Consider the following 20,573-nt stretch of genomic DNA (forward strand, 5'->3'; position numbering starts at 1 on the left):
CTCGGCCAGGCAGCATCGCTTGCACGAACGCCGCCCTCGGGCGGCGTTTTCTGTTGTGGGCGCAGGGCCGGTGGGTGGCTTGGACAAGACCACCCCAACCACTGGTAGTCCAGCTTCCGAAGTGGTCTGCAGTTGCACTTGTAACTATCGGGTCCAGCAGCGAAATCAGGGTGCGCCCAGTTGCCTCTGCTGCGCTAAACCTTGCCATGCCAGTGCGCGTAAGTTACCGTTTCTGTTCTTTTTTAGCTCCAGACCAGAGTGAGGAAACGATGTCGAGCAAGCTGGCAGCGCTGCAGCGCTGGGTTGATGAAGTCGCGGCGCTGACCCGTCCCGCCAAGATCCATTGGTGCGACGGCTCGGAGTCCGAATACCAGCAGCTGGTGCAGCACATGCTGGGCACCGGCGACTTGATCGAGTTGAACCAGGAGACCCATCCGGGCTGCTACCTGCACCGCTCGAGCCCCTCCGACGTGGCGCGTGTCGAACACCTCACCTTCGTGTGCACCAAGGCCGAAGACGACGCCGGTCCGAACAATCACTGGATGGCCCCGGCCGAAGCACACGCCAAGATGGATGCGTTGTTCGACGGCTGCATGGAAGGCCGCACCATGTATGTGATCCCCTACTGCATGGGCCCGATCGATTCCCCGCTCGCCCGCTGCGGCGTGGAGATCACCGACAGCCCGTACGTGGTCGCCAACATGCGCACCATGACGCGCATGGGCGCTGCCGCGCAGGCGCGCATCGAGCGCGAAGGGACGTTCGTTAAGGGCCTGCACTCCACCGGCGAACTCGATCCCGAGCGCCGTTTCATCATGCATTTCCCGGAAGAGCTGACCATCAAGTCGTACGGCTCCGGCTACGGCGGCAACGCGCTGCTGGGCAAGAAGTGCCACGCCTTGCGCATCGCCAGCTACCAGGCGCAGTCCGAGGGCTGGCTGGCCGAACACATGCTGATCGTCGGCATCGAGAACCCGCAGGGCGAAACGCATTACATCGCCGCCGCGTTCCCGTCCGCCTGCGGCAAGACCAACCTGGCCATGCTGATTCCGCCCGAGGCTTATCGTGAGCAAGGCTGGAAGGTGTGGACGGTGGGCGACGACATCTGCTGGATGCGACCGGGTGCGGATGGCCGTCTGTACGCGATCAATCCGGAAGCGGGCTACTTCGGCGTGGCGCCGGGCACCAGCGACGCCACCAATCCCAATGCACTGTCGACCATCGCGCGCGACACCATCTTCACCAATGTCGCTGTCACCGCCGACAACCAGCCGTGGTGGGAAGGCTTGCCGGGCACGCCGGTCACCGACTGGCAGGGTCGTCCGTATGACCCGGCGAACGGTCCGGCCGCGCATCCCAATTCGCGCTTCACCGTGAGTGCCAAGCAGTGCCCGACCTGGTCGCCGCGCGCCGAGGATGCGCAGGGCGTGCCGATCAGCGCGATCGTGTTCGGCGGTCGCCGTCCCTCACTGATTCCGCTGGTGTTCGAAGCAAAGGACTGGAAGCACGGCGTCCTGGTGGGCGCCGCCATGGGCTCGGAAACCACTGCCGCCGCCACCGGCGCCGTCGGCGTGCTGCGTCGCGATTCGATGGCGATGAAGCCGTTCGCCGGCTACCACTACGGCGACTACTTCCGTCACTGGCTGTCGTTCGACCAGCCGGGCGCCAAGCTGCCGAAGATTTTCCACGTCAACTGGTTCCGCAAGGGCGAGGACGGCCGCTTCCTGTGGCCGGGCTTCGGCGACAACCTGCGCGTGCTGCAGTGGATGATCGATCGCGTGGAAGGCCGCGCCGCGGGCAACCACACGCCGATCGGCACGCTGCCCAAGGCCGGCGAGATCAAGCTCGACGATCTGCAGCTCGACCGCGCCACGGTCGACACCTTGTTCGAAGTGGACCAGGCCGGCTGGACCGCCGAACTCGCCGCCATCGGCGAATACCTGGAAAGCTTCGGCCAGCGCATGCCGCATGAACTGCATGCCGAACAGCAGCGCGTCGCCAAGGCGCTCAACGATGCGGCGGTCCCGCCGCGCACGGCCGTCGCCTCCTGACGCCCTCCCCCTCGCCGGCCCGCGTGGCCGGCGAGGATCTCCCGCGACTCACGCGGGATGACGCTCTCCCCCGCCAACGGCTCTAAACCTTGCAGCGCGCCGGCGCATCCAAGCTGGCAAGATGATTGCTGCCTGCCCCGCCACCGGAACCACCATGCCGCCGCCAGCGCCCGCCGCGGAGCCTCATGACATGGACGACGTCCAGGCGGCGGCGAGTGGCGATCGCGCGGCTTTCCAGCGGCTCTATCGGGCGCACGTGGACCGCATCTACGGCGCCATTCTTCGCCTGGCCGGCTACGACCATGCCCGCGCGGAGGATCTCACCCAGGAAGCCTTCATCCGCGCCTGGCAGAAGCTGTCCGGCTTTCGCGGCGACAGTGCGTTCAGTACCTGGCTGTATCGCCTGGCGGTGAATGTCGCGTTGATGGATATCAGGTCGCGCGGCTCGGACCCGGTCACCATGATGGACGAGGAACTCATCCCCGATCACGGTGAAACGCCGTTCTGCGCCGCCGAACGCGACGAACTGGAACGTGCGATCGGCAAACTGCCGCCACGGGCGCGCGCGGTGCTGGTGCTGCACGACGTGGAAGGTTGGCGACACGAGGAGATCGGTGCCGAACTCGGCATGGCAGTGGGTTCGTCCAAGGCGCAATTGCATCGCGCCCGCGGCCTACTGCGGAAAGTTTTGGGAGAACGCTCATGAACGAATTTGAATGGCTGCGCCAGACCCGCGCCCTGCGCGAACCGGTTACGCCACGCCGCGACCTGTGGTCCGGGATCGACGCTGCACTCGATGCAGCCGATACCAGCACGGTCGTGCCCACCGTACGACGCGCATGGCGCCAGCCGCACAACTGGCTGATCGCCGCCAGCTTCATCGGCGTGTCGCTGTTTGCCGGCAGCCTGGCGGTGCACCTGCGCGATCGCACGCTGGCCAATGCCACGGCCGCCAGCACGCCGGATGTGAGCCGCTGGCGCCCGAACGATCCGCGCCTTGCCGGCGCGGCGGTGGAACTGGATGCCGCCAACATGGAACTGCGCCAGGCCATCGAACAGGCGCCCGACTCACCGGCGCTGCAGCGACTGCTGATGCGTACCCAGAAACAACAGTCGCAGCTGCGACAGATGGAACACCAGGCTGGTTGAGTCCAGCGGAGCCTTCACCATGAAAACCGCACGCGTCATCCCACTCCTGCTCAGCCTGTCGATCGGCCAGGCCCTGGCCGACACGCCCATCAACCTCAGCCACGACGCGTTGCCCAACGCGCATGTGAGCATCAGCAACGTCAAGGGCGCGGTGACGGTCAGCGCCTGGGATCGCAACCAGGTGCAGGTCACCGGCCGCCTCGGCGACGGCGCCAAGCCGCTGGCCATCGAAGGCAGCAACAGCAACCTGAGCATCAAGGTCGAGTCGCAGGGCAAGTCCGGGCTGTTTAGCTGGGGCAGCGACAGCTCGATGGGCGCCACCACGCTGGACGTGCGCGTACCCAAGGGCGCCTCACTCGACGTCGACGTGGTCAGCGCGCCGATGAATATCGACGGCATCGACGGCGGCAGCATCAAGGTCAACACGGTCAGCGGCAAGGCGCGCATCAATGCCCGTTCGCCCAGCGTCGAGGCCGACGCCGTGAGCGGCAGCCTGGAGCTGGCCGGCAGCGCGGAGAAGGTGGCGCTGCAGACGGTGAGCGGCGACATCCTCGCGCCGAACGTGGGCGCCGAGGCCAACCTGCAGACCGTCTCCGGTCGCATCCATGTCAGCGGCGGTCCCTGGCGCAGGCTCAACCTGAGCACGGTCTCGGGCGATGTGCAGCTGGCCGGCGGCGTGGCGCCGAATGGCAGCTACGACGTCGACAGCATGAGCGGCGACGTGCAGATCCAGGTGCCGTCCAATCTGTCGGCGATCATCAAGGCCTCCACCTTCAGCGGCGACCTGCGCAGCGACTTTGGCACGGTGAAGAAGCCCGAACACGGTCCGGGCAGCGAGCTGGAGGCCACGGCCGGCGCCGGCGGCGCCAAGATGAATGTCGAAACCTTCAGCGGCGACCTGCGCATCCGCCGGCAGGATTGAGCTTCGACAGGCAGGCAACAAAAAACGCCGGGCAAGCCCGGCGTTTTTTTGTTCACGCTCAACCGATGGTCGACGGCGTGAATCAGAGATCCTGGTGGTATTGCACGTACGGCGTGCGCGACTGGTCCGGTTCCGGGCCTGCCGGCGTATTGATGGCGTTGCCCGACGACCACAGATTCTGCGCGCCGATGCTCAACTGGCCCTGCCACGGCAGACGCCAGGTCACGCCCAGGTCGATGCTGTTCCAGCGACGATCCGGGTTGTAGCCGGCGCCGCCGGGCACACCCGCTTCCGGCGCCATGGTACGACCCACGATGCTGCCGCTCAGCGGACCGCGATCGACGCCAAAGCTCACCGCTTTCTGGTCGAGGGCATTCACGCCCAGCACATTGCCCGGCAGCAGACGGACGCGGCCCACGCTGGCGCCCAGATCGATGCCGCTCTTGCCGTCCAGGGCGAAGCGGCCACGCGCATTGAGCTGGGTGCTGCTGTCGAAACCGGAGAGGCCGTTCACGCCCGGCAAGGCGCCGGGAAGCAGGCGCGGCAGCGTGGCGGCGCCCTGCACGTTGTCGGTGCCCACGCTCAGGCCCACCGTGTAGCGACCGTCGTTATACGTGGCGCCCACTTCGCTGCCGATGATGCGCGGCGCCTGGTTGTTCGCCCAATTGTGCTCGCTCACGCCCACGTGCGCCTGCACGTTGGGAGCGATGCCATAACGGAATTCGTTGGACTGCACGACGGCCGAATCCACCGCGCGGAACTGCAGCGGCGTATCGGCGAGCTGGGCCGAACCCAGCGTATCGCTGCTCGACTGCAGCGCCAGCCAGCGGCCATCGGAGCCGCGCCACAGCGGCACGCCGTTGGCGGCCTGGGAGGTCTGATCCGGCGTCTGCGAGAGCAGGCGACCGGCCGCGCTGTACGAATCATTGGCCGCAGTCTGTCCTGCCGCGATCAGCGGCATCAACAGCAGTGGCAATGACAAGAACAGACGACGCATGAAACGCGAAACCCCCGCGATACAGATAGGCAGGAACGGATTCGCCCCCTCCCAGAGACGAGTTAGGCCTAACGATACCACATTTTACTTTTTGCTAACACCCAGATTCCCAGTTTGTGAACCAAGTCCGTATGGCCCGACTCACAAATTTTTGACATCCGGGAACCCAATAGGTTCCCGGTTCACAGACCCGGCGACAAAGCTGAATGGAGGCGATATATAGTCCTCTCCTGTCGACAATGCCCGGAATCGCCCTACGACTGATGACATCGGTCCCTTCCAGCACAATGCCCTCATGGCCTGCGGACAGCGCTGTCGCAGCCATGCATGCCGCGGTGGAGAGACTCTTCCGCGCGGCTGATGCTGCGAGCGTGGCGGAAATCTGCGAAGTCATGCTGCGCGATCTGGGCATCGAAGGCCGCCTGCATTGGCGCCTGCTGGGCGACACGGAACCGCCGAACGAACAGATCACCCAGCTTGATCTGGCGGAGGATCCGCAAGGCCTGCGTTCACTGGTGCTGGCCCTGCCCACGGGTTCGATCTCGGACCCGATGAGAGAGAACCTCGCGTGGATCGGCCGACTGGTGGCCTGCCGCCTGCGCCAGCTGGCGGAAACCTCGCGACTGTACGAAGCGATTTCGCGCCTCGCGCTCGCCGAGCGCCTGCAGCGTGCGCTCTACGCCATTGCCGACCAGGCGGGCGCCGAGCACAACATGACCGAGATGATGCACTCGCTGCACGCCATCCTCGGCAGCCTGATGTACGCGGAAAATTTCTACATCGCCCTGTACGACGCCGCCACCGATACGGTGCGCTTCCCGTACTACGTCGACACGATGGACAAGGAACCGCCCTCGCCCGACGAATCGGTGCCGCTGCAGGAGATGCGTTACAGCCTCACCTGGAATCTGCTGCAGGGCGGCCAGGCGATCATGGGTTCGGTGGCCGAGCTGACCGAACAGTTCAAGGGACGCTTCGTGCTGCTGGGCCCGGTGTGCGAGCACTGGCTCGGCGTGCCGCTGTTGCGCGACGGTCGCGTGGTCGGTGGCATCGTGATGCAGAGCTATCGCGAGGACACCCATTACAGCGAGCACGACCGCGAACTGCTCAGCTACGTCGCCAAGCACGTGCAGACCGCACTGGAACGGCGCGAGGCGCACGAAGAACTCGAGCGCCGCGTCTCCAGCCGCACGGCCGCATTGCGCGAAGCCAACCGCGTGCTGCGCCAGCAGGTGCTGCAACGCCAGCGCGGCGAGCGCCTGCAGGCGGCGCTGTTCCGCATCGCGGAGCTGGCCAATGCCTCCGAAAGCATCGACAATTTCTATGCCGCCGTCCATCGCGTGATCGGCGGCCTGCTCTACGCGCGCAACTTCTATATCGCGTTGCTGGACGAAGAGCAGAAGACCCTCAGCTTTCCCTACTCGGTCGACGAGTTCGACACCGTGCGCCTGCCGCGCGCGCATGGCCGCGGCGTGACCGAATTCGTGCTGCGCCACGCCAAGCCTCTGCTGGCCGATCCGGCGGAATTCGATCGCCTGCAGCAGAGCGGTGAAATCACCCATCGTGGTTCGCGTTCGGTGTGCTGGCTGGGCGTGCCCCTGGTCTGGGGCGACCGCGCCATGGGCGTGCTGGCCGTGCAGAGCTATTCGCCGGAGCACACCTACGACGTGCGCGACCAGGAGCTGCTCACCTTCGTGGGCTATCACGTCGCCAACGCGCTGCAACGCAAGCACACCACCGAATCGCTGAAGCAGGCCTATGCCAGCCTGGAACGCCGCGTCACCGAACGCACCCGCGCCCTCGCCCTGGCCAACCGCGACCTGCGCGAACAGATTGCCGAACGCGAGCGCGTGGAGCGCCGCCTCAAGTACGAAACCCTGCACGATTCGCTGACCGGCCTGCCCAATCGCACCCTGCTGCTGCAGCGTCTCGAGCAGGCGCTGCAGCGCTATCACGGCGATACGCAGGAACTGTTCGCGGTGCTGTTCATCGACCTGGACCGCTTCAAGGTCATCAACGATTCCGTCGGCCATCTGGTCGGCGACGATCTGTTGTTCCAGGTGGGCGGCCGCATCCGCGCCTGCCTGAAGACACGCGACGTGGTGGCGCGCCTGGGCGGCGACGAATTTGCCGTGCTGGCTGAAGGCATCACCGATCCGAAGATGGCGATGCTGATCGCCGAGCGCATCATCGACGAGTTGCAGACGCCCTTCCGCCTCGGCGCGAAGGAAATCTTCACCTCGGCCTCGATCGGCATCGCCCTGCCCAGCCCGCATTACCAGCGTCCGGAAGAATTGCTGCGCGACGCCGACGCGGCGATGTATCGGGCCAAGGACGAAGGTCGCCATCGCGCCGCGGTGTTCGATGATCGACTGCGTCGCGAAGCCTTGTCGCTGCTGGAAATGGAAGGCGACCTGCGCCGCGCGCTGAGCCGCAATGAATTCGTGCCGTTCTACCAGCCCATCGTGGCGCTGCAGACGGGCCGCACCGTGGGCTACGAAGCCTTGCTGCGCTGGCGCCATCCGGATCGCGGCCTGCTCACGCCGGGCGATTTCCTCGCCGTGGCCGAAGAAAGCGGCTGCTCGGAAGCCATCGACTGGCAGATCTTCGAGCAGGTCTGCGCCCAGGCCGAGGCGCTGGCCGGCAGCGATGGCTTCGTCAGCATCAACGTCTCCGGTCGCCACTTCCGTTCGCTGGACCTGGACAAGCGCCTGCTCGACCTGATCGAGTCGCATCACCTGCCGCCGCGCTGCCTGCGCGTGGAGGTGACCGAGCGCGCGCTGCTGGAGAACGCGGTCCAGGTGAAGCGCATGCTCGACAACCTGCGCGGTCATGGCGTGAGCATCGCGCTGGATGATTTCGGCACGGGCTACTCGTCGCTGAGTTACCTGCATCAGTACCCGATCGAGACGCTGAAGATCGACCGCTCCTTTATCGTCGAACTGCCGCGCGAAGGCGGCCACGGCGCCGCCGTGGTGCGCGCCATCCAAGCGCTGGCCAATTCGCTGCAGATGCAGGTGATCGCCGAAGGCATCGAGGAAGAGGACCAGCGCGAGGCCCTGCTGCGCATCGGCTGCCGCTTCGGTCAGGGGTTTCTGTTCGCCACGCCGAAGATGGCCGAGGTGTGGCTGCAGCGTGAGCATCATTTCGCGTTGCCGTAGGGTGTAGCGCTACTTCCTTCACTCCCTCGATTCCACCTACCCGTCATTCCGGCGCAGGCGGGAATGACGGGCAGAGAAAAGGCCGGCACCTTGCGGTGGCCGGCCTTCCCCAAGATCGAGCGGGTTTACTGCGCCGTATGCGGCGCGCTCGCCGCCGGCGTCACGCTCAGCAGATGCTCCGCATCCACGCGGTCGAAGGTGTAGCGCTGCGCGCAGAACTCGCAGATCACCTCGATTTCGCCTTCGCGCGCTTCCAGCGCCGCTTCCACTTCGTCGCGGCCCAGCGAGCGCAGCACCGCTTCCACGCGCTCGCGCGTGCAGCTGCAGCCGAAGGCCAGCGGGCGCGGGTCGAACAGGCGCACGGATTCCTCGTGGTAGAGGCGATACAGCAGCTGCTCCGGCGGCGTAGCCAGCAGCTCCTGCTGGCCCAACGTGGCGGTCAGGTGCTGGATGCGCGTCCAGGCGTCTTCGTCTTCCACCGCGTCGTGGCCGCCTTCGTCAGGCAGCTTCTGCAGCATCATGCCCACCGCGTGCTCGCCATCGGCCGCCAGCACGATGCGTGCCGGCAACTGCTCGGACTGGCTGAAATAATTCTCCAGCGCCGAGGCCAGCTCCGGATGCTGCAGGTCGACCAGGCCCTGGTAGCGCTGGCCCCGCTCGGCATTGCCGATGGTGATGGCCATGATGGCGTCCGGCATCGCTGCCAGATCCAGCGTTTCGGGCAGCGGATCGTTCCAGCGCGCCAGGCCGCGCAGGCGGCCGTGGTCGGTGCACTCGGCAAACAGCAGGCGCAGCGGACCGCTGCTCTTCAATTCCACCGAGAGCGCGCCATCGAGCTTGATGTTGCCGGTCAGCAGCGCGCTGGCGGCCAGGGTCTGGCCGAGCACGGAGCGCAGCACGGCGGGATAGTGGGCGCGGCCGGCAACTTCGCGCCAGGCCGGGCCGAGACGGACGAGCACGCCGCGCACGCCGGCGCGCTCAAGCATGAAGCGATGCAGTACATCTTCGACTAGCACGGTTTCCACGGGATCGACCTCTCAAGAGCAATCCCCCTAGATGGGGGCGCCTGCATCGAGGCACAACGACCTTCGGTACAAGCTGTCAGGGAAGGGGCTGGCGCCTCCTATACTGCCGCCAATTCCGTCCAAGCGCCGCCATGAATCCACGACGCCCGTTCGCCGCCCGTCTGCTCCGCACCCTGATGCTGCTTGCGATCTCCTGGCTGGCGCTGAGCTGGCTGGTAGTCCTGGTGCTGCGCTTCGTGCCGCCCTGGACCTCGGCGGTGATGATGGAGCGCCAGCTGGGCGCGCTCATCCACGGCGAGAAGGATTTCCACCTGCAGCACCGCTGGGTGCCCTGGAGCCAGGTGTCGCCGTATGTACCACTAGCCATGGTGGCCGGCGAGGACCAGAAGTTCCCCTACCACCATGGCTTCGATTTCGATTCCATCCAGACCGCCGTCGATGCCGCCGACGAAGGGCGTCGCCTGCGCGGAGCCAGCACGATCAGCCAGCAGACCGCCAAGAACCTGTTCCTGTGGAACGGACGCAGTTTCGTCCGCAAGGGGCTGGAAGCGTATTTCACCGTGCTGATCGAACTGACCTGGCCCAAGCAGCGCATCCTGGAGGTGTACATGAACATCGCCGAGCTGGGCGATGGCATCTACGGCGTGGGTGCGGCCAGCGATGCGTACTTCCATATGGCCCCGGCACGCCTTGGCGCGGCACAGGCGGCCCGCCTCGCCGCGGTGCTGCCCAGCCCTCGCCGCTTCCACGCGGATCGCCCCACGGCCTATGTGCAAAGCCGAGCGAACTGGATCCAGCAGCAGATGGGGCAACTGGGCGGCCCGGGTTACCTGCTGAGCCGACAGGCCCCGCGCGAGACGCGGCGACGCTGAGGCTCGCCCCACGCCCAGACAGTGCACTAGCATGCGCCCACTCTCCGGGGAATCATCGCGCCTGCCATGTCACGCCTAACCGTTGTCGTGCCGGCCTATAACGAGGCGGCGGTGCTGCCGAGCTTCCACGCCCGCCTGAGCCGCGTGTTGGACGAACTGCTGCTCTCCTGCGACGTGCTTTACGTCGACGACGGCAGCACCGACGCAACTTGGCAGCTCATCAACACCCTGGCCGCCGGCGATGCCCGCATCGGCGCGATCAAACTCTCGCGCAACTTCGGCAAGGAGGCGGCACTGACCGCCGGCCTGGACCATGTGGATGCCGATGCCGCCATCGTGATCGACGCCGACCTGCAGGACCCGCCGGAGCTGATTCCTTCGCTCGTGGAGCGTTGGCGCGAGGGTTTCGACGTGGTCTATGCCACGCGCAACACGCGCCAGGGCGAAACCGGCCTCAAGCGATTCACCTCGGCTTTGTTCTACCGCAGCATGGAGCGGGTTTCCGATATCCAAGTGCCGCGCGACACCGGCGATTTCCGCCTGCTGTCGCGCCGCGCGCTGGACGCGCTGCGCCAGCTGCGCGAACGCCAGCGCTTCATGAAGGGGCTGTTCACCTGGATCGGCTACCGGCAGACGGCCGTCCATTACCTGCGCGAGCCTCGCCAGGGTGGCGCCACCAAATGGAATTACTGGCGCCTGCTGCAGCTGGCCATCGAAGGTTTCACTTCGTTCTCCACCGCACCCTTGCGGCTGGCCACCTGGACGGGCGTGCTGGCATCGCTGCTCGCCTTCCTGTTCGGCCTGTGGGTGTTCGGCAAGGCCTTGCTGTTTGGCGATCCGGTGCGCGGCTACCCGTCGCTGATGGTGGTGATCCTGTTCATGGGCGGCGTGCAGTTGCTCGCGCTGGGCGTGATCGGCGAGTACCTGGGGCGCAACTACGCCGAGAGCAAACAGCGTCCGCTGTACTTCATCGAAGAGCGTCACAACGCGCACCCCAAGCCCTGAGGGCGCGTTCGCGTGCGCGCTTCACGTCGGGCCAACACCACGTCCACGCGGCGGCGCTAGACTCCCTGCATGCGGCCGATCGGCGGCCTCCTGGGAGGTTCAAGCATGCGACAAGTCAAGCATTTGCTGGAAGGCAAGGGCACCGACATTTTCAGCATTGCGCCGGACGCGCCCGTCCTCGATGCGATCAAGCACATGGCCGAGCGCCGCGTCGGCGCGCTGCTCGTCATGCGTGAGGATCGGCTGGTAGGCATCGTCTCCGAACGTGACTACGCCCGTAAGGTGATCCTGCAGGGTCGCTCCTCCGCACAGACTGCGGTGTCGGAGATCATGAGCAGCCCGCCGCTGACGGTGGGGCCGGATACCGACGTGTTCGACTGCATGCGCCTGTGCACGGACAGCCGCATCCGTCACCTGCCCGTGGTGACCGGCGAACGCGTCGTGGGGGTGATTTCCATCGGCGACCTGGTCAAGGAAGTGATCGACGCCCAGGCCGAACAGATCGAACAACTGCAGCGTTACATCACCAGCTGAGCATCGCTCAGGCTTTGGCGGTTTCGGCTTGCGACGCCGCCTCGTCACCGGCCCGCTGCTCCGGCAGCAGGTCGGGTGAATGACCGGCGCGCGCGGCCACCCAGGTGGCCACCACCGCCACGCCCGCACCAAGGCCGGCCATGCCGGTCGCCGCCATGCCCAGCGTGCCCAGCACGCTCACGCCACTGGTGACCAGCACATCGCCGAAACGCCAGATGGCGGTCTCCACGAAGTTCTTGCCCTTGTAGCGCGTCTCGCGCGGCACCCGGGTGTACAGCGCGTCGACCGCCGGCTTGGTCATGCCATAGGCGAAGCCGCGCGAACCGACCAGCATGATCGAGAGCATCGGCACCATGACACCGAACAGGTTGACGTTGCCGATGCCCACGATCACCAGCAGCACCAGCAGCACGAAGTTCACCAGCGACGGCAGCACCAGGCCCGGCCCGGCTCCCTTGCGCACCAGCAGCCAGCGCGTCAGCGTGAGCTGCAGCACGGCGCCAAGCAGGTTCGCGTAGAGATCCAGGTCGTTGTAGAACGAGGTGCGCGCCACCCGGTCCGGCAGATGCGCCTTGGTGTAATCGGCCATCAACGCATAGGCCAGCGTGCCGATGCCATCGCCCAGCACCATCAGCACCGCCATGTAGCGCAGGAACGGGCGCGTCCACAATTCCTTGATGCCGGCCCACAGCGAACCGCCGATGGGTTCCTCGTTGCGCGCCTCGGCGCGGCAATCGTGTCGCGACGACAGCATCACCAGCAGGGCCATCGCAATGATCAACGCCACCGCCGACACCACCAGCAGCGAGGCCACGCCGATGACCTGCACCAGCAGCTTGGTCACCAGCGGCCCGAAGATCGCACCGGCCATGCCGCCCAGCGCGATCAACGGAAACACGCGACGTGCCTGCACGCTCTTGAAGATGTCCGCCATGAAGCTCCAGAACAGCGACACCACGAACAGGTTGAACACGCTGACCCAGATGAAGAAGCCCACGCCCAGCGTGCGCGCGCCGATACGATCCTGCGCCATGAAGGCCGGCACGAAGGCCAGCAGGCAGGCGACGAAGAAGCTGTAGCTCCAGCCGAGCAGACGCTTGCGCGAAAAATGCGAGACCAGCGCACCGAACACCGGCGTCAGCAGGAGCATCACGCCGAAGGTGCTGGCGTAGAACAGGGGCAGCGATTGGGAACCGACGGCGCCGCTGAGCTGGTCGCGCACCGGCCGGATGATGTAGTAAGCCGTCATCACGAAGAAGAACGCCACTGCCGAGAGGATCGACGCGAGGCCTTCGTTCGCTGCGGCAGGTCGGGGGGTATGCACCGGCGTTTCCAGCGGGGGTCCGTCACAGACTAGCATGCGGTCTAGCGAACACCGACAAGGACCGGGGGATCGGGATGACATACGACATCATCATCGTCGGCGCAGGCTCGGCCGGTTGCGTGCTGGCAAATCGCTTGAGCGCGAACGGCGACAAGCGCGTGCTGCTGCTCGAAGCCGGACCCTCCGACTGGCATCCGCTGATCCACATGCCGGCCGGCATCGCGCGCCTGGCCAACAACCGGCGCCTGAACTGGAACTACCGCACCGAACCGCAGGCACAGCTGCAGAGCCGCACGCTGTGGTGGCCGCGCGGCAAGACGTTGGGCGGCTCCAGTTCGATCAATGCCATGTGCTATGTCCGCGGCGTGCCCGGCGACTACGACCGCTGGGCGCAAGCCACCGATGATGCGCGCTGGTCATGGGAGCAGGTCCTGCCGTGGTTCCTGCGCAGCGAAGACAACACGCGCGGCGCGAGCCGGCTGCACGGCAGCGACGGCCCGCTCGGCGTCAGCGACCTGCGCTATCGCAACCCGTTGTCCGAGGTCTTCGTCGACAGCGCCGTGAGCGCCGGCTATGCGCGCAACGACGATTTCAACGGCCCAAGCCAGGATGGTTTTGGCCTGTATCAGGTGACCCAGCGCCACGGCGCACGCTGCTCCGCCGCGGCGGCTTATCTGCGGCCCGCCAGAGAGCGCCCGAATCTCGAGGTGCGTACCGGCGCGCTGGTGGCGCGCGTGGTGCTCGCCCAGGGGCGCGCGGTGGGCGTGCAGCTGCAGGGCAGTGACACCCTGATTGAAGGTGGCGAAGTGATCCTTGCCGGCGGCGCGGTGAACACGCCGCAGCTGTTGATGCTTTCGGGCATCGGCCCGGCCGATCATCTGCGCGAACACGGCCTTGCCGTGCAGGTCGATCAGCCCGGCGTGGGCGCGAACCTGCAGGACCACCTGGACATCTGCACGCTCGACGGCAGCACCCAGAAGATCACCTACGACCATCTCAACGAACTGGCGGCGGGCTGGCGCTTCCTGCGTCATCGCGAGGGGCCGGGTACGTCGAACATCGCCGAGGCCGGCGGCTTCGTGCGCAGCCGGCTCGCCACGGATGAACGCTGCGACCTGCAGTTCCACTTCGTGCCGGCGCTGCTCGACGACCACGGCCGCCATCGCCTGCCCGGCTACGGTTACACGGTGCATGCCTGCTACCTGCATCCACGCAGCCATGGCGTACTGCGCCTGCGCTCGGCCAATCCTGCCGAGCCCATCGCCATCCACGCCAACTATCTGGGCGACGCCGAGGGGCACGATCTTGAGCGCATGATCGAGGGCGCCCGCCTGTCGCGCGAGATCCTCTCCCAGCAGGCCTTCAACGCGTTTCGCGGGGCACCGGTGTTTCCCGAACGGGCGATCGCCAGCGATGCCGAATACGCCGACTTCATCCGGCGCAAGGCGGAGACGATTTATCACCCGGTGGGAACCTGCCGCATGGGCAGCGACAGCGATGCGCCGCTGGACAGCAAACTGCGTGTACGCGGCGTGCAGGGCCTGCGCGTGGTCGACGCGTCGGCGATGCCCAGCCTGCCCAGCGGCAACACCAATGCGCCGGTGATCATGATCGCCGAGCGGGCCAGCGCGCTGATCCTGAATGAAACCAAGCAGGCGGCGGTGTTGTCCCAGTAGATCCATCAGCCGTATGGGCAGAGGATTTCCCGGGTTTCCTGCGTTACTCTCCGGCGGCCGTCATGGATCGACCTGGCTCCAGGCCCAGCTCGCTCCGAGCTGTCTTTCGACCCGCGTCACCGCGACGCCCAATTCATTCGAACAGCATGACGTTACGCACGCTTCCACTGCTTATTGCCGCCGCCCTGGGATGCGCTGGCGCCCTGCCCGCCGCACAGGCGGCGACGCCGGCGAACGACGGCACGGTTGCTGCGTCTTCCGCGGGCGTGCCGGCCGATCGCATGAAGGACACGCTGAGCGCTTATCAGCAGTGGCTGGGACGTGTGGATCAGCGCAACGTGGTGGCGGGTCTGGCGACCGCGGTGGTGGCCGACAACAAAGTCGTGTTCGAGGACACCATCGGCTACGCCAACGCCGCCACGCGCGAGCCGGTGACGCCCGAGACGGTGTTCCGGCTGGCCTCGCTATCGAAGGCCTTCGCCACGGCCCTCACGGGCGTGCTGGTGGGCGATGGCAAGCTGTCCTGGGATACCAAGCTGGTCAACGTGCTGCCGTTCTTCCGGCTCAAGAGCGACAGCGCCGCGCAGCAGGCGACGGTGCGCGACATTCTCGGCCAGCGCCTGGGCCTGCCCAAGAACACTTACGACAGCATGCTCGAGGACAACGTGCCCTACGAAGAGCTGGTGCGCCGGCTCGACGAGGTCTCGCTTACCTGCGACGTGGGTCAATGCTATGGCTATCAAAACATCGCCTTCAGCCTGATCGGCGACGTGGTCTATGCGCAGACCGGCGACTTCTTCACCCGCCAGGTCGACAAGAACATCTTCTTCCCGCTGGGCATGAAGACGGCGAGCTACGGTCGCGAGGCACTGGAAGCCAGCAAGAGCTGGGCGCGACCGCATCGTCCCGGCAGCAATGGCTGGATTCCGTTCGAACCCAAGGATGCCTATTACCGCGTGGCCCCTGCGGCGGGCGTCAATGCGAGCCTGAAGGACATGGAGCAGTGGCTGATCGCGCAGATGGGCGGGCGCCCTGATGTACTGCCGGCCTCGCTGCTCAACACGCTGCACGCGCCGGAAGTGTCCACGCCGGTGGAGATGCACTCGGCGCCCTGGCGCCGCGCGCGGCTGGAGGATGCCTCCTACGCGCTGGGATGGCGCGTATTCGACTACGAAGGCGAAACGATGATCTTCCACGCCGGCGCTGTCGAAGGCTATCGCACCATGATCGGCTTCCTGCCCAAGCAGCATGTCGGCCTGGTGATGATGTGGAACTCTGCCGACCCCCTGCCCGCCGGCCTGCTGCCGATGGTGTTCGACAGCCTGCTCGGTCTTCCGCATGTGGACTGGGCGGGCATCGAAAGCGACGCGCCGGCCGCCAACACGGCCAAGGGCAAGACGCGCAGGAAGAGCAGGAGCGCGGCCACCGCAAAGGGCAGCGAGCGCTAGTCACCGGCCCACAAAAAAGCGCCGCATGTTTCCATGCGGCGCTTTGCCTTGCCGGGTGCGGGCCGCGAGTGCGGCCCGTCCGTCAGTTGAGCTTGAACACGATGCGGCGCTTGTCCTGCGACGGCACCGGACTGCCGTCCTGAGTGGCCGGCGCGAACTTCCAGCGACTCACCGCCTCGGTGGCCGCGCGATCAAACACGTGACGCGGCTCGGCATCCACCACCTTCACGTCGTCCACCGTGCCTTCCGGCGTGATGGTGAAGGCCACTTCCACCCAGCCTTCCTGGTTCGCGCGAACAGCCGTGGTCGGATAGCGCGGTGGCACGTTGCGCAAGAGCACCGCCGGATGCGTACCGCCGGCGCTCGCCGACGCGGTGTTGCCGGCGCCGGCGGTCGTGGGCGAGGTCTGCTGCTGGCGAGCGGCTTCCGCCGCCTGTTGCTGCTGCGCTGCGCGCGCCTGTGCCGCTCGCTGGTCGGCCAGCGCCTTCTGCTGGGCTTCCGCGGCAAGGCGATCGGCATCGGCCTTGTCGGTGGCAGCCTTCTGCGTGGCCAGCTGCTGTTGCTTCTCCTTGTCCGAAGCCAGCTGCTGCTCGCGATCGAGCAGCTTGCGCTGGGCATCGAGCTTGGAGCGCAGGATGGTCAGCGTGTAGTTCGCCGGGTCGGCCTTGGTCAGCAGGTCGATCTGCCGCTGGGCTTCGTTGAAGTCGCGCTGGTTGATGGCCTGTTCGGCCACGCTGGCGCCCACCGGAAAGGTTTCGCGCAGCGCGTCGGTGGCCACCTGGTTGCCAGGCTGCTTCTCCAGCACCTTCAGATAGAACTCGAACGCGTTGTTGCCGGCCGGTGCCAGCAGGCGCTGCTCGTTGACCGCCTTGCGGGCTTCGGAGAGCAGCTGGTTCATGCTCATGGCGGCCACGTTGACCGGTGGCGGCGGTGCTTCGGCGCCCGCCTTCACCGGCGTGGACGGATGCGCACCGACGTCGGCGTCGACCAGGTCCTGGTGCGGTTTGATGATGAGGAACCATGAAGCTGCGGCAAGCACGGCAACGACAGCAACAATGGCAATGGCAGCGGGCCGAATGGCCCCACGCGCGTAGCTACGCGCATGACGTTTGTTTCGGGTATCCATGATCTCTCACCGAGTGGCATCAGATACCCGCGCTTTTTCCCCCTGTGAATCCAGGAGCGGCAGCCTCCCCAGGCCACCGCGGCGCGGATGTGTGAAAGGTAACCGTAATGCAGCACTACGGCAAATCGGTCGTCGTGTCGGCGACTAGCCGCACATCGCGTCGTATCGGGCTGGCTCGGGCGTCGCTGACGCCTGACCGTCGCCGCTAGGAAATTTTCCTACCCAAGATTGCACCCAAGGCGAGGCTCCCTCTCTCTTGTAGGAGCGCACTTGTGCGCGACAACCCGATGGAGCCGTGCCTCCGGTCGCGCACAAGTGCGCTCCTACAGAGTTTTCGTACCCCGGAAACGAAGCGTCCCGGCAAGGGCCGGGACGAGTCGCTCTTTCGAAGGACTCTCCCCGCGCTGGGCACCGCGGGGAGAAAAGTCGTTCTTGCTTGTTATTAAGAGTAAAGCTTGAAGCTTACTTCTTGGCCTTGGGGGCCTTGGCAGCCTTGGGGGCCTTCGCAGCCTTGGTCGCCTTGACGACCTTGGCAGCGGCAGCCTTCTTGGCGACGCGCTTGGCAGCAGCCTTCTTTACAACCTTCTTGGCTACGGCCTTCTTGACAACCTTCTTAGCGACGGCCTTCTTGACCGCACGCTTCACGGCAGCCTTCACAACGGCCTTCTTGACCGCACGCTTCACGGCGGCCTTCTTGACCGCGCGCTTCACGGCGGCCTTCTTGACGGCACGCTTAGCAGCGGCCTTCTTGACCGCCTTCTTGGCGGCCGGCTTCTTTGCAGTGGCTTTCTTGGCAGTGGCCATAGTTCGTCTCAGCTCCTCATCAGTTGGCAGTGGTTGCCCAGTAAAAGCGTGCAGGAACGCCTCAACCAGCAGATCGCTGTTCGTGGCGTGCCGAAGATTGTTCACCTGACGACGGGTGCGTTCGTCAGACAAGGGCCTCAGGACGTGCAATGGAATCGAGACCGTGATCTTGCGTACTGCGCCGGCCTTCTCTCCATGATCGACATAAGGCTTGATGAATTTCGATGTTGCCATGGCACCCGTTCTCCGTGTTCCGATGCGAAAGCTATTCCTGAAGATTTCAGCTGTCAATTGATTTTAACCATGAAATCATCCCGTTTCACCCACCCCCGGGAGGGCCCAAACCCCCGCCATACAAGGCCTTACAGGGGTTTGGAGGCATTTTCATTTGGACGTCCATACATCCAGATGTTAATGCCGTTTCGATTACCTCAATAGCAACAAAACCGCTTAAAACAAGCCATTTTGTCTTTTCCATACGCGGGCGCCTGACAGCGGTGCGTCTCACAAGTCGAGACACATCAACGACATGCCGGAGGGCTCCCGGGCAGGCCTCCTTTGATGAACGAAACACGACTGAATTTATTTTTTCGGGGACCGGCCCGAAGGGTCATTTCGGACCACCTCGGGGATGCCCGGAGGCGTCGAAGCGGGTCGAGTCGCGACGCGACCCCGGCTGCCCGGATCGCCGCGTTGGACTTCTATCGGCATGGACGGCGATAACTTCAACGTAAAAATCGATGCGTCCGAGGCCCTCCGAATCGGTTCTTCGCGTGTCGAAAAAACCGATCCTTCAACTCAAAAAGAAGCCGGCCGCTTGTGGCGGCCGGCATCGGGTGCAGCATCGAACGCGAGGACTCAGTGGTCTTCGTTTTCGACCAGTTCGGCGTAGGCGTCGGCGTCGAGCAGCTCGTCCAGCTCGCCGCGATCGCTGGCGCGGACCAGGAAGATCCAGCCGTTGCCGAAGGCGTCTTCGTTGATGGTTTCGGGCTTGTCGTTGAGCTCTTCGTTGACCGCCACGATCTCGCCGGAGACCGGGCTGTAGATGTCCGAAGCGGCCTTGACCGACTCGACCACGGCAACGCCGTGACCGGCCTGCACGCTCGCGCCGATCTCCGGCAGCTCGACGTACACCAGGTCACCGAGCTGGCCCTGGGCGTGGTCGGAGATACCCACGCGCACCAGGCCGTCGTCTTCGACGCGGGCCCATTCGTGGGACTTGAGGAATTTCAGATCGCCGGGAATCTCGCTCATGATCGGATCCAGTCGTTGGTATGGGTCGTGGGTGGAGCGCCAATTCTAGCCGCTTCACCCGATGGGCAACACGGGCTGCGCCCGTGTTGCGTTGAGGCCTGAAGTCAGATGCCTTCGCAGGGCTGGCCGTCGCGCACGAAGGGGTATTTCACGATGCGTACCGGCACTTCGCGGCCGCGGATATCCACGCGCACGTCGCCCGGCTCGCCGACCGGAATGCGCGCAAACGCCACCGCCTTGTTGAGGGTCGGCGCAAAACTGCCGGAGAGGATCTCGCCGGCGCCGTTGGCGGTGAGCACGGGCTGACCGTGACGCAGCACACCTTTGTCGTCGAGCACGAGGCCGACCATCACGCGCTTTACACCTGCCGCCTTCTGCGCTTCGAGCGCGTTGCGGCCGATAAAGTCGCGCCCTTCGTCCAGGGCGATGGTCCAGCCGAGGTTCGCTTCCCACGGCGACACCGTGTCGTCCATATCCTGGCCATAAAGGTTCATGCCGGCTTCCAGGCGCAGCGTATCGCGCGCACCCAGGCCGGCCGGCGCGACGCCGGCGGCGGCGAGCGCCTGCCACAGCGCCACGGCGTGTTCCTGCGGCACGATGATTTCGAAACCGTCTTCACCGGTATAGCCGGTACGGGCCACGAACAACGGCATGCCATGCGGACCCTGCGCGGCAGCTGCGGCGAACTTGCCGAGCTTCTTCATGCGCTCGTGATCCACCTCGGCCAGCAGGCCGATCACTTTGGCGCGGGCGTTGGGACCCTGCACGGCGATCATGGCGTAGTCCGGGCGCTCCTTGACCTCGACGTCGAACGCCTTGGCCTGCTGGGTGATCCACGCCAGGTCCTTCTCACGGGTGGCGGCGTTCACCACCAGGCGGAAGAACTCCTCGCCCAGGAAGTAAACGATCAGGTCGTCGATCACGCCGCCCTGCTCGTTGAGCATGCAGGAGTACAGCGCCTTGCCCTGCACCTTCAGCTTGTCCACGCTGTTGGCCAGCAGGTGGCGCAGGAACTCGCGCGTGCGTGCGCCGTGCAGGTCCACCACGGTCATGTGGGAGACGTCGAACATGCCGGCGTCACGGCGCACGACGTGGTGTTCCTCGATCTGCGAGCCGTAGTTGATCGGCATGTCCCAGCCGCCGAAATCGACCATGCGTGCGCCCAGCGCACGATGGGTGTCATTGAGTACGGTCTTGTCGGTCATCGCAGTCGTGCTCTGGGGAA

General features: G+C 65.6%; 17 protein-coding genes. 10 read left to right on the forward strand and 7 right to left on the reverse strand.

Annotated elements, in window-relative coordinates; genetic code table 11:
* The first annotated feature begins 206 nt into the window (after positions 1–206).
* The 4 genes from Y882_RS14825 (at position 207) to Y882_RS14840 (ending at position 4,122) form a co-directional block, all read left to right on the forward strand.
* On the forward strand, positions 207–2,051 hold the full coding sequence (locus tag Y882_RS14825; RefSeq protein WP_280136532.1) for a phosphoenolpyruvate carboxykinase (GTP): 1,845 nt from the start codon (positions 207–209) through the stop codon (positions 2,049–2,051).
* Positions 2,052–2,205: 154 nt separating this feature from the next.
* Positions 2,206–2,757, forward strand: a complete 552-nt coding sequence (locus Y882_RS14830) for an RNA polymerase sigma factor (protein ID WP_046972724.1) — start codon at positions 2,206–2,208, stop codon at positions 2,755–2,757.
* A complete protein-coding gene (locus Y882_RS14835; RefSeq protein ID WP_046972725.1) occupies positions 2,754–3,200 on the forward strand; it encodes a hypothetical protein in 447 nt (148 codons plus the stop codon). Before Y882_RS14830 ends, Y882_RS14835 begins: the two co-directional genes overlap by 4 nt.
* A 19-nt stretch (positions 3,201–3,219) precedes the next feature.
* Complete coding sequence (locus Y882_RS14840) at positions 3,220–4,122, forward strand: DUF4097 family beta strand repeat-containing protein (protein WP_046972726.1); 903 nt, start codon at positions 3,220–3,222, stop codon at positions 4,120–4,122.
* 82 nt (positions 4,123–4,204) lie between these two features.
* On the opposite strand, the gene Y882_RS14845 is transcribed toward Y882_RS14840, so the two are convergent.
* Positions 4,205–5,119 carry a hypothetical protein gene (locus Y882_RS14845; RefSeq protein WP_046972727.1) on the reverse strand — a complete coding sequence of 305 codons (915 nt, stop codon included), beginning with the start codon at positions 5,117–5,119 and terminating at the stop codon, positions 4,205–4,207.
* A gap of 263 nt (positions 5,120–5,382) precedes the next feature.
* On the opposite strand from Y882_RS14845, the gene Y882_RS14850 reads away from it, so the two are divergent.
* Entirely contained in the window at positions 5,383–8,280 is a 2,898-nt protein-coding gene (locus Y882_RS14850; RefSeq protein ID WP_046972728.1) for a bifunctional diguanylate cyclase/phosphodiesterase, read from the forward strand.
* A 125-nt stretch (positions 8,281–8,405) separates the two neighbouring features.
* On the opposite strand, the gene hslO is transcribed toward Y882_RS14850, so the two are convergent.
* Complete coding sequence (gene hslO, locus Y882_RS14855; RefSeq protein ID WP_046972729.1) at positions 8,406–9,305, reverse strand: Hsp33 family molecular chaperone HslO; 900 nt, start codon at positions 9,303–9,305, stop codon at positions 8,406–8,408.
* Positions 9,306–9,436: 131 nt separating this feature from the next.
* Between hslO and mtgA the strand changes: the two genes are divergently transcribed.
* The 3 genes from mtgA (at position 9,437) to Y882_RS14870 (ending at position 11,716) form a co-directional block, all read left to right on the forward strand.
* Entirely contained in the window at positions 9,437–10,177 is a 741-nt protein-coding gene (gene mtgA, locus Y882_RS14860; protein WP_046972730.1) for a monofunctional biosynthetic peptidoglycan transglycosylase, read from the forward strand.
* Between the two features lie 66 nt (positions 10,178–10,243).
* Positions 10,244–11,182: a glycosyltransferase family 2 protein gene (locus Y882_RS14865; RefSeq protein WP_046972731.1), complete on the forward strand. Its 939-nt coding sequence runs from the start codon at positions 10,244–10,246 to the stop codon at positions 11,180–11,182.
* 105 nt (positions 11,183–11,287) lie between these two features.
* Entirely contained in the window at positions 11,288–11,716 is a 429-nt protein-coding gene (locus Y882_RS14870) for a CBS domain-containing protein (RefSeq protein WP_046972732.1), read from the forward strand.
* Between the two features lie 7 nt (positions 11,717–11,723).
* Here the strand turns inward: Y882_RS14870 and Y882_RS14875 are convergent, their stop codons facing one another.
* Complete coding sequence (locus Y882_RS14875; protein WP_425479471.1) at positions 11,724–13,040, reverse strand: NTP/NDP exchange transporter; 1,317 nt, start codon at positions 13,038–13,040, stop codon at positions 11,724–11,726.
* A gap of 74 nt (positions 13,041–13,114) precedes the next feature.
* Here Y882_RS14875 and Y882_RS14880 point away from each other — a divergent pair, with 74 nt between their 5' ends.
* Together Y882_RS14880 and Y882_RS14885 are read left to right on the forward strand one after the other, a co-directional pair.
* Positions 13,115–14,716, forward strand: coding sequence for a GMC family oxidoreductase (locus Y882_RS14880; RefSeq protein ID WP_046972733.1), 1,602 nt, complete (start codon positions 13,115–13,117; stop codon positions 14,714–14,716).
* A gap of 146 nt (positions 14,717–14,862) precedes the next feature.
* Positions 14,863–16,164 (forward strand): serine hydrolase domain-containing protein, encoded by a 1,302-nt coding sequence (locus tag Y882_RS14885; RefSeq protein WP_046972734.1) that lies wholly within the window; start codon positions 14,863–14,865, stop codon positions 16,162–16,164.
* Positions 16,165–16,246: 82 nt separating this feature from the next.
* On the opposite strand, the gene Y882_RS14890 is transcribed toward Y882_RS14885, so the two are convergent.
* From Y882_RS14890 to gcvT, 4 genes are all read right to left on the reverse strand, one after another.
* Positions 16,247–17,290, reverse strand: coding sequence for an energy transducer TonB (locus tag Y882_RS14890; protein ID WP_046972735.1), 1,044 nt, complete (start codon positions 17,288–17,290; stop codon positions 16,247–16,249).
* A gap of 462 nt (positions 17,291–17,752) precedes the next feature.
* Complete coding sequence (gene metJ / locus Y882_RS20890) at positions 17,753–18,328, reverse strand: met regulon transcriptional regulator MetJ (protein WP_082121135.1); 576 nt, start codon at positions 18,326–18,328, stop codon at positions 17,753–17,755.
* Positions 18,329–18,952: 624 nt separating this feature from the next.
* Complete coding sequence (gene gcvH / locus Y882_RS14900; protein ID WP_046972737.1) at positions 18,953–19,348, reverse strand: glycine cleavage system protein GcvH; 396 nt, start codon at positions 19,346–19,348, stop codon at positions 18,953–18,955.
* 104 nt (positions 19,349–19,452) lie between these two features.
* Entirely contained in the window at positions 19,453–20,553 is a 1,101-nt protein-coding gene (gene gcvT, locus Y882_RS14905) for a glycine cleavage system aminomethyltransferase GcvT (RefSeq protein WP_046972738.1), read from the reverse strand.
* Positions 20,554–20,573: the final 20 nt, after the last annotated feature.

This window comes from Dyella japonica DSM 16301 (assembly GCF_001010355.1).
GTDB classification, from domain to species: Bacteria; Pseudomonadota; Gammaproteobacteria; order Xanthomonadales; family Rhodanobacteraceae; genus Dyella; species Dyella japonica.

Coding starts and splice junctions, on each gene's coding strand:
- Y882_RS14825 (WP_280136532.1), top strand. CDS start 207: ATGCCAGTGCGCGTAAGTTACCGTTTCTGTTCTTTTTTAGCTCCAGAC.
- Y882_RS14830 (WP_046972724.1), top strand. CDS start 2,206: ATGCCGCCGCCAGCGCCCGCCGCGGAGCCTCATGACATGGACGACGTC.
- Y882_RS14835 (WP_046972725.1), top strand. CDS start 2,754: ATGAACGAATTTGAATGGCTGCGCCAGACCCGCGCCCTGCGCGAACCG.
- Y882_RS14840 (WP_046972726.1), top strand. CDS start 3,220: ATGAAAACCGCACGCGTCATCCCACTCCTGCTCAGCCTGTCGATCGGC.
- Y882_RS14845 (WP_046972727.1), bottom strand. CDS start 5,119: ATGCGTCGTCTGTTCTTGTCATTGCCACTGCTGTTGATGCCGCTGATC.
- Y882_RS14850 (WP_046972728.1), top strand. CDS start 5,383: ATGACATCGGTCCCTTCCAGCACAATGCCCTCATGGCCTGCGGACAGC.
- mtgA (WP_046972730.1), top strand. CDS start 9,437: ATGAATCCACGACGCCCGTTCGCCGCCCGTCTGCTCCGCACCCTGATG.
- Y882_RS14865 (WP_046972731.1), top strand. CDS start 10,244: ATGTCACGCCTAACCGTTGTCGTGCCGGCCTATAACGAGGCGGCGGTG.
- Y882_RS14870 (WP_046972732.1), top strand. CDS start 11,288: ATGCGACAAGTCAAGCATTTGCTGGAAGGCAAGGGCACCGACATTTTC.
- Y882_RS14880 (WP_046972733.1), top strand. CDS start 13,115: ATGACATACGACATCATCATCGTCGGCGCAGGCTCGGCCGGTTGCGTG.
- Y882_RS14885 (WP_046972734.1), top strand. CDS start 14,863: ATGACGTTACGCACGCTTCCACTGCTTATTGCCGCCGCCCTGGGATGC.
- Y882_RS14890 (WP_046972735.1), bottom strand. CDS start 17,290: ATGGATACCCGAAACAAACGTCATGCGCGTAGCTACGCGCGTGGGGCC.
- metJ (WP_082121135.1), bottom strand. CDS start 18,328: ATGGCAACATCGAAATTCATCAAGCCTTATGTCGATCATGGAGAGAAG.
- gcvH (WP_046972737.1), bottom strand. CDS start 19,348: ATGAGCGAGATTCCCGGCGATCTGAAATTCCTCAAGTCCCACGAATGG.
- gcvT (WP_046972738.1), bottom strand. CDS start 20,553: ATGACCGACAAGACCGTACTCAATGACACCCATCGTGCGCTGGGCGCA.